Source organism: Micromonospora sp. WMMD1082 (assembly GCF_029626175.1).
Lineage (GTDB): Bacteria > Actinomycetota > Actinomycetes > Mycobacteriales > Micromonosporaceae > Micromonospora.
The window spans coordinates 291,963-307,120 of record NZ_JARUBM010000002.1 but is presented as its reverse complement, the minus strand read 5'-3'; the positions used below and the strand labels follow the sequence as shown (position 1 = coordinate 307,120).

At 72.1% G+C, this 15,158-nt stretch carries 16 protein-coding genes; all 16 read left to right on the top strand.

Annotated elements, in window-relative coordinates; all coding sequences use genetic code 11:
• The first annotated feature begins 51 nt into the window (after window positions 1-51).
• The 16 genes from ftsY to O7615_RS01410 all read left to right on the top strand — a co-directional run bounded on the left by ftsY (window position 52) and on the right by O7615_RS01410 (window position 15,154).
• Window positions 52-1,242 carry a signal recognition particle-docking protein FtsY gene (ftsY, locus tag O7615_RS01485; protein ID WP_278175308.1) on the top strand — a complete coding sequence of 397 codons (1,191 nt, stop codon included), beginning with the start codon at window positions 52-54 and terminating at the stop codon, window positions 1,240-1,242.
• A gap of 6 nt (window positions 1,243-1,248) precedes the next feature.
• A complete protein-coding gene (locus O7615_RS01480; protein WP_278175306.1) occupies window positions 1,249-2,112 on the top strand; it encodes an aminoglycoside phosphotransferase family protein in 864 nt (287 codons plus the stop codon).
• A gap of 221 nt (window positions 2,113-2,333) precedes the next feature.
• The gene (locus O7615_RS01475) at window positions 2,334-3,656 is read left to right on the top strand and encodes an ammonium transporter (RefSeq protein WP_278175305.1); all 1,323 of its coding nucleotides are present in this window, start codon (window positions 2,334-2,336) and stop codon (window positions 3,654-3,656) included.
• A 26-nt stretch (window positions 3,657-3,682) separates the two neighbouring features.
• Complete coding sequence (locus O7615_RS01470; protein WP_278175304.1) at window positions 3,683-4,021, top strand: P-II family nitrogen regulator; 339 nt, start codon at window positions 3,683-3,685, stop codon at window positions 4,019-4,021.
• Between the two features lie 13 nt (window positions 4,022-4,034).
• Window positions 4,035-6,455 carry a [protein-PII] uridylyltransferase gene (locus O7615_RS01465; protein WP_278175303.1) on the top strand — a complete coding sequence of 807 codons (2,421 nt, stop codon included), beginning with the start codon at window positions 4,035-4,037 and terminating at the stop codon, window positions 6,453-6,455.
• 131 nt (window positions 6,456-6,586) lie between these two features.
• Window positions 6,587-8,146 (top strand): signal recognition particle protein, encoded by a 1,560-nt coding sequence (ffh, locus tag O7615_RS01460; protein WP_278175302.1) that lies wholly within the window; start codon window positions 6,587-6,589, stop codon window positions 8,144-8,146.
• Window positions 8,147-8,212: 66 nt separating this feature from the next.
• The gene (locus tag O7615_RS01455) at window positions 8,213-8,800 is read left to right on the top strand and encodes a Uma2 family endonuclease (protein ID WP_278175301.1); all 588 of its coding nucleotides are present in this window, start codon (window positions 8,213-8,215) and stop codon (window positions 8,798-8,800) included.
• 17 nt (window positions 8,801-8,817) lie between these two features.
• Window positions 8,818-9,921 carry an amidohydrolase family protein gene (locus O7615_RS01450; protein ID WP_278175300.1) on the top strand — a complete coding sequence of 368 codons (1,104 nt, stop codon included), beginning with the start codon at window positions 8,818-8,820 and terminating at the stop codon, window positions 9,919-9,921.
• A gap of 114 nt (window positions 9,922-10,035) precedes the next feature.
• Window positions 10,036-11,442 (top strand): proline--tRNA ligase, encoded by a 1,407-nt coding sequence (proS, locus tag O7615_RS01445; RefSeq protein WP_278175299.1) that lies wholly within the window; start codon window positions 10,036-10,038, stop codon window positions 11,440-11,442.
• 73 nt (window positions 11,443-11,515) lie between these two features.
• Complete coding sequence (locus O7615_RS01440; RefSeq protein WP_278175297.1) at window positions 11,516-12,163, top strand: DUF402 domain-containing protein; 648 nt, start codon at window positions 11,516-11,518, stop codon at window positions 12,161-12,163.
• Between the two features lie 250 nt (window positions 12,164-12,413).
• Window positions 12,414-12,902 carry a 30S ribosomal protein S16 gene (rpsP, locus tag O7615_RS01435; RefSeq protein ID WP_278175296.1) on the top strand — a complete coding sequence of 163 codons (489 nt, stop codon included), beginning with the start codon at window positions 12,414-12,416 and terminating at the stop codon, window positions 12,900-12,902.
• 1 nt (window position 12,903) lies between these two features.
• Window positions 12,904-13,137: an RNA-binding protein gene (locus O7615_RS01430; protein ID WP_137782272.1), complete on the top strand. Its 234-nt coding sequence runs from the start codon at window positions 12,904-12,906 to the stop codon at window positions 13,135-13,137.
• On the top strand, window positions 13,137-13,706 hold the full coding sequence (rimM, locus tag O7615_RS01425; RefSeq protein ID WP_278175292.1) for a ribosome maturation factor RimM: 570 nt from the start codon (window positions 13,137-13,139) through the stop codon (window positions 13,704-13,706). Before O7615_RS01430 ends, rimM begins: the two co-directional genes overlap by 1 nt.
• 16 nt (window positions 13,707-13,722) lie before the next feature.
• Complete coding sequence (trmD, locus tag O7615_RS01420; protein WP_278175291.1) at window positions 13,723-14,496, top strand: tRNA (guanosine(37)-N1)-methyltransferase TrmD; 774 nt, start codon at window positions 13,723-13,725, stop codon at window positions 14,494-14,496.
• 144 nt (window positions 14,497-14,640) lie between these two features.
• Window positions 14,641-14,997, top strand: coding sequence for a 50S ribosomal protein L19 (rplS, locus tag O7615_RS01415; RefSeq protein ID WP_013732104.1), 357 nt, complete (start codon window positions 14,641-14,643; stop codon window positions 14,995-14,997).
• A 34-nt stretch (window positions 14,998-15,031) separates the two neighbouring features.
• Entirely contained in the window at window positions 15,032-15,154 is a 123-nt protein-coding gene (locus O7615_RS01410) for a hypothetical protein (protein ID WP_278175288.1), read from the top strand.
• Window positions 15,155-15,158 lie beyond the last annotated feature (4 nt).

Genomic DNA, 15,158 nt, shown 5'->3' with positions numbered 1-15,158 from the left:
CCCGGGAGCGGTGGCTGAGACGCGGTCGCCGGCATCTGACAGGATTCCGGCATGACGGAATACCTCCTCATCGCTCTCGCCCTGCTCGGCGTGCTGATCCTCGGCGGCATCGGGCTGGTCGTGCCGCGGCTGCGTCGACGGTCGGGGCCGCCGCTGCCGCGTACGGAGGTCGACACCCGGGCGGAGGAGGACCTCGCCGGGCCTCCGGTGCAGGCACCGGAGGCGGACCTGTCCACCGGTGTCCTGGTCGAGCCGCCGCCGGTCGTCGAGGCGCCGGCACCGACCGTCGAGGTGCCCGAGCCGACCGCCGGCCGGCTGGTGCGGCTACGGTCCCGGCTGTCCCGTTCCCAGAACGTCTTCGGCAAGGGCCTGCTCGGCCTGCTCAGCCGCGACCGGCTCGACGAGGACGTCTGGGAGGAGATCGAGGACAGCCTGATCAGCGCCGACGTGGGAGTCGAGGCCACCCGGGAGATCGTCGACCGCCTCCAGGAGCGCACCCGGGTGCTGGGCACCCGGACGGTTGCCGAACTGCGTACCCTGCTCGCCGTCGAGTTGGTCAACGCGCTCGACCCGGGGCTGGACCGCGCCCTGCACACCGCGCCGAAGGAGGGCGTGCCGGCGGTGCTGCTGGTGGTCGGCGTCAACGGCGCGGGCAAGACCACCACCTGCGGCAAGATCGCCCGCGTGCTCATCGCGGACGGGCGCAGCGTGCTGCTCGGCGCCGCCGACACGTTCCGGGCCGCCGCCGCCGACCAGCTGCAGACCTGGGCCGGGCGGGTCGGCGCCGAGACGGTCCGTGGCCCGGAGGGTGCCGACCCAGCCAGCGTCGCCTTCGACGCGGTCAAGCGGGGCATCGAGACCGGCGTCGACACCGTCCTCGTCGACACCGCCGGCCGGCTGCAGAACAAGGTCGGCCTGATGGACGAGCTGGGCAAGGTCAAGCGGGTGGTGTCCAAGCACGGCCCGATCGACGAGACACTGCTGGTGCTCGACGCCACCACCGGCCAGAACGGCCTGGAGCAGGCCCGCGTCTTCACCGAGGTGGTCAACGTCACCGGGGTGGTGCTCACCAAGCTCGACGGCACCGCCAAGGGCGGCATCGTGATCGCGGTACAGCGCAAGCTCGGCATCCCGGTGAAGCTGGTCGGTCTCGGCGAGGGCCCGGACGACCTGGCGCCGTTCGACCCGGCGCAGTTCGTCGATGCGTTGCTCGGGACGGACGCCTCCGGACAGACCGCGTAATCTCGGGTGACCAGAGACGATCGCGCGTACGCGGGCTGGCGAGACCCGAGCCACCCGTCGCAGCGCCTCGGGAGACCGTACGTGACTTCGCAGGAGATCCCCCTGCACGGCGGGAACGTCAGCACCGTGGTGCGGGTGGGCGACACGGTGCGGCGCAACGCCGGACCGTGGACCCCGTCGGTGCACGCGCTGCTGCGCCACCTGGAGTACGTCGGGTTCACCGGTGCCCCCCGTGCCCTCGGCATGGACGAGCGCAACCGGGAGGTGTTGTCGTACCTGGAGGGGGAGTGCGGGGAGTACCCGCTGGCCGCCCACTGGGTCACCGACGAGGCGCTGGTCACCGTCGCCACCATGCTGCGGATGTTCCACGACGCCCAGTACGGTTTCGCCCCGCCGCCGCAGGCGGTGTGGCGCTCGTTCGGTCCACCACCGCCGGACACCGAGGTGATCTGCCACCACGACGCCGCGCCGCACAATGTGATCTGGCGGCCGGACGGGACGCTGGGCCTGATCGACTTCGATCTGGCCTCGCCCGGCGCCCGGATCTACGACGTGGCGTACGCGGCGTGGACCTGGGTGCCGATTTTCTCCGACCGGGATTCGATCACCCTCGGGTGGAAGCATCCTGACCGGCCGCGCCGGCTGCGGCTCTTCGCCGACGCGTACGGGCTGATTCCGCGCGACCGGCACCGGCTGATCCGGACCATCCGCAAGCGGATCGTCGACCACGTCGAGGGCATCCGCCGGATGGCCGCCGCCGGGGAGCCGGCCTTTGTCCGGATCGTGCACAAGGGCCATCTGCGACGGCCGATGCGGGACCTGCGGCTGCTCGACTACGAGCGGCACGCCCTCGAGTACGCCCTGCGCTGATCCCTCGGCGGAGCGACCCGCACCATATGGCCGATCCGCCCCCCGCCAAGTCACCGATGTGTGCGACTTTCTTCACACGTCCGAAACAAGCCGTCACGGTTCGGAAACCAGCCGGGGACCTTGGGTGAAACAGCCGGCTACCAGGCTTCCGCGCAACCGGCGTACGGGCGATGCTGCGCGATGCCGGGAGGGAGGGAGAAAACAACCCGAGAGGAGGCAGCGTGCCGGAGCTAGATTCTGGTGCCACCGCCTGGATTTTGACTTCTGCCGCGCTGGTGTTGCTCATGACGCCCGGCCTGGCGCTGTTCTACGGCGGCATGACGCGATCCAAGTCCGTGCTCAACATGATGATGATGAGCTTCGGCGCGATCGGCCTGGTCAGCCTGTTGTGGGTGTTCTACGGCTACAGCATCGCGTTCGGCGACGACATCGGCGGGATCACCGGTGATCTCTCCGCCGCCGGACTGCGCGGCATGTTGGAGAGCGGCACCGAGGGCGGCATCCCCGACCTCCTGTTCGCCGGTTTCCAGCTGATGTTCGCCGTGATCACCGTCGCGCTGATCAGTGGCGCGATCGCCGACCGGGCCAAGTTCGGCCCGTGGCTGCTCTTCGCCGGCCTCTGGGCCACCCTGGTCTACTTCCCGGTCGCGCACTGGGTCTGGGGCGGCGGCTGGATCGGTGAGCTGGGCGTGCTCGACTTCGCCGGTGGCACCGCGGTGCACATCAACGCCGGCGCCGCGGCGCTGGCCCTGGCACTGGTGCTCGGCCGCCGGGTCGGCTGGCCGAAGGACAAGTTCAAGCCGCACAACCTGCCGATGGTGCTGCTGGGTGCGGCGCTGCTGTGGTTCGGCTGGTTCGGTTTCAACGCCGGCTCGGCCGGTGCGGCCGACGGCATCGCCGCCGTCTCGCTGATCAACACCCAGGTCGCCACCGCCGCCGCGGTGCTCGGCTGGGTCGTGGTCGAGTGGATTCGCGACGGCAAGCCGACCACCCTCGGCGCGGCCTCCGGCGCGATCGCCGGTCTGGTCGGCATCACCCCCGCCTGTGCGTTCCTGGAGCCGCTGGGTGCGATCGCCCTGGGCGTGATCGCCGGTGCGGTCTGCGCGCTCGCGGTGGGCCTAAAGTACCGGTTCAAGTACGACGACTCGCTCGACGTGGTGGCCGTGCACATGGTCGGCGGCATCATCGGCTCGCTGCTCATCGGCTTCCTGGCCATCGAGGTGCTGGCCGGTGAGGGCAACGACGGTCTGCTCTACGGCGGCGGCATCGAGCTGCTGGGCCTGCAGGCGGTCGGCGTCATCGCGGTGCTGGTCTACTCGTTCGTGGTCGCGTACATCATCGGCTTCGCGATCGAGAAGACCATCGGCTTCCGGGCCAGCGCCGACGTCGAGGTCGAGGGCATCGACAACGCCGAGCACGCGGAGAGCGGGTACGACTTCAGCTCCACGGGTGGTGGCGGTGCGTTCGCCGCCGCGGGCATCGCTCCTTCGGGTACGCCGAAGACGGAGCCCACCGAACCGGTAAGCGAGAAGGTCGCCGGCTAACGTTCCGCGGAATGGAGGGATTGGACATGAAGCTGGTGACCGCGGTCATCAAGCCGCACCAGTTGGACGCCGTCAAGGAGGCCCTGCACACGCTGGGCGTGGCCGGGCTGACCGTGAGCGAGGTCCAGGGCTACGGGCGGCAGAAGGGCCACACCGAGGTCTACCGGGGCGCCGAGTACACCGTCGAGTTCCTGCCCAAGATCCGGGTCGAGGTGCTCACCGACGAGCTCGACGTCGAGAAGATCGTCGACGCCGTCGTCGGCGCCGCCCGGACGGGCAAGATCGGTGACGGCAAGGTCTGGGTGACCGGTGTCGAGGAGGTCGTCCGGGTTCGCACGGGCGAGCGTGGCCTGGACGCCCTGTAGGAACACACCATCGATGACCTCGTTGACCAGCAGGACAGCCCCGGAACCCCCCGGCAGTGCTGGCCTCCTGGTCAACGAGGTCGTCGGCGTACCGGCCGGGATCGGCGCCACGGCGCGCCAGGCCCGGGCCGCCGCGTACGACGCCTGGCTGGCCCGGTTGCTGCCGGCCCGGCCGGGCGTCGCGCTGATCGCGGTCGGCGGCCTGGGCCGGCGGCAGTGCGCGCCCTACGGCGATCTCGACCTGGTGCTGGTGCACGCCGGGGTGCCCGGGATCGACGAGCTGGCCGCCGCGCTCTGGTATCCGGTCTGGGACGCCGGGCTACGTCTCGACCACTCGGTCCGCACCGTCGCCGAGGCGCTGTCGGTCGCCCAGGACGACGTCAAGGTGGCGCTCGGGCTGCTCGACGCCCGGCTCGTCGCCGGTGACCCCGAACTCGCCGACACGCTGGTGCGCAGCGCCACCGACCACTGGCGGCGCACCGCCGTACGCCAGCTCGCTCCGCTGCGGGAGAGCACCGCCGCCCGCTGGCGGGCCCACGGCGAACTGGCCTTCCTGCTGGAAGGCGATCTCAAGGAGGCGGCCGGGGGCCTGCGCGACGTCGGCATCCTGCGGGCCATCGCCACCGCCGGGATCACCGACGCGCTGCGTCCCGCCGTCCACGCCGCGCACCTGCGGCTGCTGGACACCCGCGACGCGCTGCACCAGCAGGCCGGCCGGCGGATCGACCGGCTGCTCGCCCAGGAACGCGACGGGGCGGCCGCGCTGCTCGGCCTGCGGCAGTCCGCGCCGGACGTCGTGCCAACGGAAACGCCGGACACCGCGCCACCGGAAGCGGCGCGGGCCGCGCTGCCGACCGGACGGACGGGCAACGGTGCCGCGCTGCGGCCGGGCGGGGACGGTGACGCCCTGTTGCGCCGGGTCGCCGGTGACGCCCGTACCGTCAGTCACGCCCTCGACGACGCCTTCCGGGCCGCCGACCGGCTGCGTTCCGGCCGCCGCCGGGGCGCCGACGGCCGGCCGGTGCGCCGCCCGGTCGCCCGCGACGTGGTCGAGCACGACGGCGAGTTGGTGCTGGCCCGCACTGCCATCGGCGCTCGCCCCGACGCCAGCCTCTCGCTGCGGGTCGCTGCCGCCGCGGCGGCCACCGGGCTGCCGATCGCCCGAGCGACCTGCGAGTGGCTGGCCGCCTACTGCCCGCCGATGCCGACGCCCTGGCCGACCGAGGCACGGTCCGCCCTGACCACGCTGCTGGGCGCCGGCGCGGGGCTGATCCCCGCCTGGGAGACCTGCGACCGGTACGGGCTGATCGACCGGTGGCTGCCGGAGTGGACCCGGCTGCGCAGCCTGCCCCAGCACAACCCGGTGCACCGGTTCACCCTCGACCGGCACCTGGTGCAGACCGCCTTCGAGGCCAGCCAGCACACCCGCGACGTGGACCGCCCCGACCTGCTGCTGCTCGGCGCGTTCCTGCACGACATCGGCAAGGGCCTACCGGGCGAGGACGGGCACGGCCCCGGTGCCGCCCCGGCGGATCACTCGATCATCGGCGCGCCGATCGCCGAGGCGATGGCGGCCCGGATCGGCCTGCCGGCGCCGGAGGCGGCGCTCATCGGCACGCTGGTCCGGCTGCACCTGCTGCTGCCCGAGGTGGCCACCCGGCGGGACCTCTCCGATCCGATCACCATCGCCCGGGTGGCCGACGCGGTCGGCGACGTGACCACCCTCGACCTGCTGTACGCGCTGGTCCGCGCCGATGCCGCCGCCACCGGGCCGGCTGCCTGGTCGGACTGGAAGGGGCGGCTGGTCGCCGAGCTGGTCGCCCGGGTCCGCACCACGCTCGACACCGGCGACGTGCCCGCGCCGCCGGCACCGGATCCGGCGCTGGTGGCGGGGCCGCTGCCGGTCGTACACCTCACCGGGGACCGGGTGGCGGTGGCCGCGGCCGACCGGCGGGGCCTGCTCGCGACGGTGGCCGGGTGCCTGGCGCTGCACCGGCTGGAGGTGCTCGCCGCGGACGCCTCGACGGTGGAGGGCCGGGCCCTGGTCGAGTGTCGGGTACAGCCGCGCTACGGGCTGCCACCGGATCCGGTGGCGCTCAGCGCGGATCTGCGCCGGGCGGTACGCGGCGACGTGTCGGTGACGCAGCGGTTACGCGGGCGGGCCCTGGCCGCACGGGGGGCCGGGGCCCAGCCGCGGGTGGTCTGGCATCGGGACGCCGCCACCGACGCGGTGCTGTTGGAACTGCGTGCCGCCGATGCCGCCGGCCTGCTCTACCGGGTGACCAGCGCGCTGGACGCGGCCGGCGCCCAGGTGCGGGCGGCCCGGATCGCCACGCTCGGCGGGGACGTGGTGGACGCCTTCTACCTCGTCGGCCCCTGGCCCGCCGACCCCGAACGTGACCGCCTGGAGGCGGCCGTTCTCGCCGCCGTGTGAGAGCGACCGGCCGCCCGGCGGGTGAGGCGGCGCGGAGCGCCCGTACCGTCGGCCGGATACCCTAGCGGTGGCCGGACAGCTCGCCCGGCCCCGCTCGTGCTCGCCGGAACACTGACAAACGGGATGTTCGCGTGTTTGACACCTTGAGTGACCGCCTCTCCGGGATCTTCACCAAGCTCCGCGGCAAGGGGCGTCTCACCGACGCCGACATCGACGCGACGGCGCGCGAGATCCGGCTCGCCCTGCTGGAGGCCGACGTCGCCCTCCCGGTCGTCAAGGGCTTCATCGCCAACGTCAAGGAACGGGCGCGCAGCGCGGAGGTCTCCCAGGCGCTCAACCCGGCCCAGCAGATCATCAAGATCGTCAACGAGGAGCTGATCGGGGTCCTCGGTGGCGAGGGACGCCGGCTCCAGTTCGCCAAGCAGCCGCCGACCGTGATCATGCTCGCCGGCCTCCAGGGCTCCGGCAAGACCACGCTCGCCGGCAAGCTCGCCCGCTGGCTCAAGACCCAGGGGCACCAGCCGCTGCTGGTCGCCGCCGACCTCCAGCGCCCCAACGCCGTCGGGCAGCTTCAGGTGCTCGGTGGTCGCGCCGGGGTCGAGGTGTACGCTCCGGAGCCCGGCAACGGCGTCGGTGACCCGGTGCAGGTGGCGAAGTCCTCCATCGAGCACGCCCGGCGGGCGGCCCGGGACGTGGTGATCGTCGACACCGCCGGCCGGCTCGGCATCGACGCGGAGATGATGCAGCAGGCCGCCGACATCCGGGACGCGGTCGACCCGGACGAGGTCATCTTCGTCATCGACGCGATGGTCGGCCAGGACGCGGTGCGTACCGCCGAGGCGTTCCGCGACGGGGTGGGCATCACCGGCGTGGTGCTCTCCAAGCTCGACGGCGACGCCCGCGGTGGCGCCGCGCTGTCGGTCCGCGAGGTGACCGGGCAGCCGATCCTCTTCGCCTCCACCGGCGAGAAGCTGGAGGACTTCGACGTCTTCCACCCCGACCGGATGGCCAGCCGGATCCTCGGCATGGGCGACGTCCTCACTCTGATCGAGCAGGCCGAGGCGGCCTTCGACACCGATCAGAAGGAGAAGATGACCGCCAAGCTGATGGGCGGCGAGCAGTTCACCCTGGAGGACTTCCTCGACCAGCTCATCGCGGTACGCCGGATGGGGCCGATCGCCAACGTGCTGGCCATGATGCCGGGCATGGGGCAGGTCAAGGACCAGCTCGCCGAGGTGGACGACAAGCACTTCGACCGGATCACCGCGATCATCCGGTCGATGACCCCGGCCGAGCGCACCAATCCGAAGATCATCAACGGTTCCCGGCGGGCGCGCATCGCCAACGGTTCCGGGGTCACCGTGATGGACGTGAACCAGCTGCTCAACCGCTTCACGGACGCGCAGAAGATGATGAAGCAGATGGGCGGCATGATGGGCCTGCCCGGCGGCGGGCGGCGCAAGGCGACCAAGTCGCCGAAGAACAAGCGCAAGGGCACCAAGGGCGGCGGCCGGCCGCGTAGCGGCGCCGGCACCCGGGGGATGCAGGGTGGCTTCCCGGGTGGTATGCCGCAGCTGCCGCCGGGGATGAACCCGGACGACCTGGCCGCCGGCCAGGGCCTGCCGCCCGGCTTCAAGCTGCCGAAGATCGACTTCAACAAGTTCGGCAAGGACGGCAAGCCGCCCCGCTGAGCGTATTGGTGACGGCGGGTGGCATCGTCGGCGCATAGGGTGATGCCGCCCCTGGAAGGAGGAGTCATGACCGTGGCGCCCATGCTGCCCATTCCACCCGAGCGATCGGAGTGGACGGTCGACGACCTCGGCGACCTGCCGGCGGACCTTCCGTACGAACTGGTCAACGGAAGGTTGATCGTGCCGTCGCCCACCGCCCTGCATCAGGACCTCTGCGTCGAACTACTGCTTGCGCTGAGAGTCAACTGTCCACCCGAGTACCTGGTCAGCATCGACCTGTCGATGCGGATCGACCGGCGCAACGAGCCCCGGCCCGACGTGGTCGCCATCCGCCGCGAACACGCGAACCGCTCGCCCGTACCGGTCGAGGACGCGCTGCTCGCCGTCGAGGTCATCCCGCCCACCTCGACCTTCCGCGACCTGTACGACAAGGCCAGGGTCTACGCCCGCGCCGGGGTGCGCGGCTACTGGGTGGTCGACCCGCTGCACGAGAAGATCAGCCTGACGGAGTACACGCTGAGCCCGGGCGGTGAATACGACGTCGTCGCGCACACCGAGGATCTCTTCGTCAGCGAGCGGCCCTGGAAGGTATCGGTGGATCTGCCCGCGCTGACCGCCCGGCGGGCGGGGTTGCTGGCGCGCGACGAGGAGTGATCGGGTAAACCTTGCGCATGGCTCTGCATGTGCGCGGTGTGCTCCTGCCCGACGACGAGGTCCGGGATCTGTGGCTGGTCGGCGACCGGGTGACCTTCGAACCGGTCCCAGGCGCGGAGACGGTGGCCAACGGCGGCTTCATCCTGCCCGGCCTGGTCGACGCGCACTGTCACATCGGCATCGCCCGGGGCGGCACGCCGATCACCTCCCTCGACCAGGCGCGCGCGCTGGCCCGCATCGACCGGGACGCGGGCGTCCTCGCGATCCGGGATGCCGGCTCACCCTTCCCGTACCCGGAGTTGGACGACGAACCCGACCTGCCGCGGCTGTTCCGCGCGGGGCGGCACGTGGCGCCGCCCAAGCGGTACCTGCGCGGCATCGGCGTCGAGGTCGGCGCGGCCGAGGTGGCCGCGACCGTGGCGGAGCAGGCCGCCGCCGGCAACGGCTGGGTGAAGCTGGTCGGTGACTGGATCGACCGGGGAGTCGGTGACCTGGCGCCGGCCTGGGACGCGGAGACGATGACCGCCGCCGTGGCCGCCGCGCACGCCGCCGGGGTACGCGCGGCCGTGCACACCTTCAGCGAGTCGGCCGTGGAGATCATGGTGCGCGCCGGAGTGGACTCGGTCGAGCACGGCACCGGGTTGAGCCTGGACCTGATCGACCTGATGGCCCGGCAGGGCACCGCGCTGATCCCCACGATGATCAACATTCGGACCTTCGGCGGCATCGCCGACCAGGCCCGGGGCAAGTTCCCCGGGTACGCCGACCACATGATCGCCCTGCGCGACCGTTTCCCGCAGGTGGTGCGGGCCGCGTACGAGGCGGGGGTGCCGATCTACGTGGGCACCGACGCGGGCGGCGGCATCGATCACGGGCTCGCGGTCGAGGAGATGCTGCTGCTGCACGAGCAGGCCGGCATGTCCAGGCTGGACGTCCTCGCCGCCGCCTCCTGGGCCGCCCGCGCCTGGCTGGGCCTCCCCGGCCTGGTCGAAGGCGCCCCAGCCGACCTGACCATCTACCCCGAAGACCCCCGCCAGGACCTCCGTGCCCTCCGCACCCCCACCCACCTCATCCTCCGCGGCCACCCCCACCCCCTCACCTCCCCTAAACCGCGCCGTTGATCATGAGGTTGTTGTCCTGACACGCCGGGCGGAGTGACAACAACTTCATGATCAACCGTGATGGGTGTGGGGGAGAGGGGGACGGGGGAGGGGGTGCGCATAGGATGTGCGGTCATGGCGCGTGTGCTGACTCCGCGGGCGGAGGACTTTCCTCGGTGGTACCAGGACCTGATCGCTAAGGCGAAGCTGGCCGACAACGGGCCGGTGCGGGGGACCATGGTGATCCGGCCGGCCGGCTATGCCATCTGGGAGCGGATGCAGGCCGAGATGGACGACCGGATCAAGGCCGCCGGCGCGGAGAACGCGTACTTCCCGCTGTTCATCCCGGAGAGCTACCTCAAGCGCGAGGCCGAGCACGTCGAGGGCTTCTCGCCCGAGCTGGCGGTGGTCACCCACGGCGGCGGCAAGCAGCTGGCCGAGCCGGTCGTGGTGCGCCCCACCAGCGAGACGGTGATCGGCGAGTTCATGGCCAAGTGGGTCGACTCGTACCGGGACCTGCCGCTGCTGCTCAACCAGTGGGCCAACGTGGTCCGGTGGGAGCTGCGCCCCCGGATCTTCCTGCGGACCAGCGAGTTCCTCTGGCAGGAGGGGCACACCGCCCACGCCACGCGTGAAGACGCCCGCGCCTACGCCCGCAAGATCCTGCACGAGGCGTACGAGGACCTGATGGTGGGCGTGCTCGGCATCCCGGTGGTGGTCGGGCTCAAGACCGCCCGGGAGCGCTTCGCCGGGGCGACCGCCACCTACACCTGCGAAGGCATGATGGGCGACGGCAAGGCGCTGCAACTGGGCACCAGCCACGAGCTCGGGCAGAACTTCGCCAAGGCGTTCGACATCAGCTACTCCTCGGCCGAGGGAGGCCGGGAGCACGCCTGGACGACCTCCTGGGGCACCTCGACCCGGATGCTCGGCGGTCTGATCATGTGCCACGGCGACGACAACGGGCTGCGGGTGCCGCCGAGGCTGGCGCCGGTCCAGGCGTACGTCATGGTGGTCAAGGACGGCGACGGTGTCTCCGAGGCGGCGGCCAAGCTGCGCGACGCGCTGCGCGACGCCGGCGTCCGGGTCGCGCTCGACGACCGCACCGACACCCCGTTCGGCCGCCGGGCCGTCGACGCCGAGCTGCGCGGCTATCCGGTACGCGTCGAGGTCGGTCCCCGCGACCTCGCCGCCGGCAACGCGGTCGTGGTGCGGCGTACGGACGGCTCGAAGGCACCCACGCCGGTGGCGGACGTGGTCGGCGCGGTGCTCGCCGCGCTGGAGGCCGACCAGCGGGCGCTGCACGACCAGGCGCTCTCGTTCCGCGAGTCGCACACCGTCGACGTGGCCACGCTGGACGAGGCGCTGGAGGCGGCGGGCACCGGCTGGGCCCGGGTGCCGTGGTCGGCCGTCGGTGTCGAGGGCGAGGCGAGGGCCAACGGGCAGGGCGTGACCGTCCGCTGCCTGGTGCGCGCCGACGGCTCGGTGCCCGACACCGAGGACGAGCCCGACCTGGTCGCCGTCCTCGCCCGCGCCTACTGACCTGCCGAGGAGGGGCGGGCGGCGGCGGATGTCGCACCGCCGCGTGCGCGCTGGTGGCCGGTAGGGTCGGGGCGTGAGGTTCGAGCCGGGCCGGCTGGTGGTGCACCGCAACGTGCGGCGGGGGCGGATCGGGTGGGTCCGGCCCGCCCGGGTGGTCAGCGACGACGAGCGGGGCCTGCTGCTCTGGGTGGCCGAGGGGTCGCCGGTCGCCGGCGAGGTGAACGAGGCCGGGCTGGGCATGCGGGCGGTGCCGTTCCGCGAGTGGCTCACCCCGACGTACCGCCTGGCGCAGGGCCGCTGGAACGGCCCGCCCCTGTTGAAGTACCTGCCCACCGGCGCGGCCCACTCCGTCTGGTGGTTCCGGGACGGGTGGGGATGCTTCACCGGCTGGTACGTCAACCTGGAGGAGACCGGCATCCGCTGGGACGATGGCGGGCTGGCCGGCATCGACATGGTGGACCAGGATCTCGACGTGTGGGTGCGTCCGGACCGCAGCTGGGAGTGGAAGGACGAGGACGAGTTCGTCGAGCGGCTGGCCTTCCCGGAGCACTACTGGGTCACCGACGAGGCGGCCGTGCGGGCCGAGGGCAAGCGGGTGATCGCCCTCGCCGAGGCCGGCGCCTTCCCCTTCGACGGCACCTGGTGCGACTTCACCCCGCCGGCGGGCTGGACCGTCCCCGATCGCCTGCCCGACGGCTGGGACCGACCGCCGGTACGCTGACCGACCCTGGGTGTGTTTCTCGTCACGTCCGTGCCTTGTCGGGGGAACCGGGCCGGTCCGGTGTGAGCGATCCGGGAGGGATCTGGCAGAATGGCTGGCTGGTATCCGGCGCGTGTCCGGCGCCCTCTAACCCGGGCGCGTCGCCAGTCCACCCGAGCGGTCTCCGGCCCAACCCCACTGTGCCGTTGGCGCTCACCCATGCACACCGCCCATGTGGGGTCGGTGAGATCGCAACAGGAGCGAAACAACCGTGGCCGTAAAGATCCGGCTCCTGCGGATGGGCAAGATCCGCAACCCGCAGTACCGCATCGTCATCGCCGACTCGCGCACCAAGCGCGACGGCCGGGCGATCGAGTTCGTCGGGATCTACCAGCCGAAGGAGGACCCTTCGGTGATCGAGGTCAAGTCGGAGCGGGTCCAGTACTGGCTGTCCGTCGGCGCGCAGCCGAGCGAGGCGGTGCAGCGGCTGCTGGAGCTGACCGGTGACTGGCAGAAGTTCAAGGGCCTGCCGGCCCCGCCGCCGCTGAAGGTCGCTCCCGAGCGGGCCGACCGCAAGGCGGCCTACGAGGCCGAGGCGAAGGCCGCCGCCGGCGTGGCGGACACCCCGGCCAAGCCGGCGAAGAAGGCCGCCAAGGCCGCCGAGGCACCGAAGGCCGAGGCACCGAAGGCCGAGACGCCGAAGGCTGAGACGCCGAAGGCCGAGGAGCAGCCCGCCGCGGACTCCGGCGAGCAGGCCTGACATGGAACTGCGGCCGGCGCTGGAGCACCTGGTCAAGGGCATCGTCGACCATCCCGACGACGTGCGCGTCCGGATGGTCGACTCCCGTCGGGGCAAGCGGCTGGAGGTCCGGGTGCATCCCGAGGACCTGGGCACCGTGATCGGGCGGTCCGGCCGGACCGCCAAGGCGCTGCGCCAGGTGATCGGCTCCATCGGTGGGCGCGGCGTACGCGTCGACATCGTCGACTCGTACTGATGCAGCTCATCGTCGGCAGGATCGGCAAGCCGCACGGCATCCGCGGTGAGGTCACCGTGGAGGTGCGTACCGACGAGCCCGAGACGCGGTTCGCCCCCGGCATGGTGTTGCGCACCGTGCCGGGGGCGCCCGCCCCCGGTCGGGTCGCGGAGCACCCGTCCGCCGGCCCAGGAGTGTCGTACCAGGTGCCCGACGCGCTGACCGTGGAGTCCGCCCGCTGGCACCAGGGGCGGATGCTGATCGCCTTCGAGGCGGTGCTGGACCGCGACGTCGCCGAGGCGCTCCGCGGCACCCTGCTCGCGGTGGACAGCGCCGACATCGCCGCCCCGGAGGATCCGGAGGAGTTCCACGACCACCAGCTGGTGGGCCTGGCCGTGGTCACCCCGACCGGCGAACGGTTGGGCGAGGTGGCCCGGATCGACCACGCCCCCGCCTCCGACCTGCTGGTACTGCGGCGCCCGGAGGGGCGTACCGCGTTGATCCCGTTTGTCAAGGCCATCGTCCCCGAGGTCGATCTCGCCAGTGGCCGCGTCGTGGTGGACCCGCCCGGCGGCCTGCTCGATCTCTAGCCCGGGAGCACCCCTGATGCGCGTCGACATCGTGTCGATCTTCCCGGAGTACTTCGCCCCGCTGGACCTGTCGTTGGTCGGCAAGGCCCGGGCCAACGGCACCCTGCGGTTGGTCGTACACGATCTGCGCGACTGGACCCACGACGTGCACCGCACCGTCGACGACACCCCGTACGGCGGCGGGCCCGGCATGGTGATGCGGCCCGAGCCGTGGGGTGAGGCGCTGGACGCCCTCGCACCGGCGGAGTTGCCCCCGCCGCGGTTGCTGGTCCCCTCACCGGCCGGGACGCCGTTCACCCAGGCGCTGGCCCAGGAACTGGCCGCCGAGCCGCAGCTGCTGTTCGCCTGCGGCCGGTACGAGGGGATCGACCAGCGGGTTCTCGATCACGCCGCGACCCGGATGCCGGTCACCGAGGTCAGCCTCGGTGACTATGTGCTCTTCGGCGGCGAGGTGGCGGTCCTGGTGATCCTGGAGGCGGTGACCCGGCTGCTGCCCGGGGTGCTCGGCAACGCCGGCTCCCTGGCCGAGGAGTCGCACGCGCACGGGCTGCTCGAGGCGCCGATGTACACCAAACCGGCGACGTGGCGCGGGCTGGAGGTGCCGGAGGTGCTCCGCTCCGGCGACCACGGCCGGATCGCCCGCTGGCGCCGGGACGAGGCACTGGCCCGGACCGGTCACCGCCGGCCCGACATGCTCGCCGCGCTCGATCCGCAGAGCCTGGACAAACGGGACGTCGCCGCCTTGGATCGGGCCGGATTTCAGGTGCCCGGACCGGATGTGGCAAAGTAGAGGGGTTGCCGCAGTCGTCTGCGCCGTGGACGGCTGCGAGGATCTTCGACTGGGGCCGGTCCGCACCGGCCACCACCCGGAGATCAGTATCACCCATCCGCGCGCCGATTGACGGTGCGCCGTGAGCCTCACGAGGACACCGCGATGAACATCCTGGACGCCCTTGACGCCCAGTCGAAGCGCACCGACCTGCCCGACTTCCGCGCCGGTGACACCGTCAAGGTGCACGCGCGGGTCGTCGAGGGCAACCGGTCCCGGGTCCAGATCTTCCAGGGCGTCGTCATCCGCCGCCAGGGTGACGGGCTGCGCGAGACCTTCACCGTCCGCAAGCTCAGCTTCGGCGTCGGTGTCGAGCGCACCTACCCGATCAACAGCCCGGCCATCGACCGGATCGAGGTCGTGACCCGCGGTGACGTCCGCCGCGCCAAGCTCTACTACCTGCGTGAGCTGCGGGGCAAGAAGGCCAAGATCAAGGAGCTGCGCGAGAAGCAGCCGAGCTGACCTCGCGCTGCGCCACGCCGCCCGAGCTGCGCGTATGCCGTACTGGCCGGTCCGCACTACCCTGGTCGTACGGGCGCAGCGGGACGGCGACCCGCCCGGCGTGGCGGGCGACCTCCACTACCGCCCGGGGAGCTTCGACGAGGCTCCCGGGCGGTAGTCGT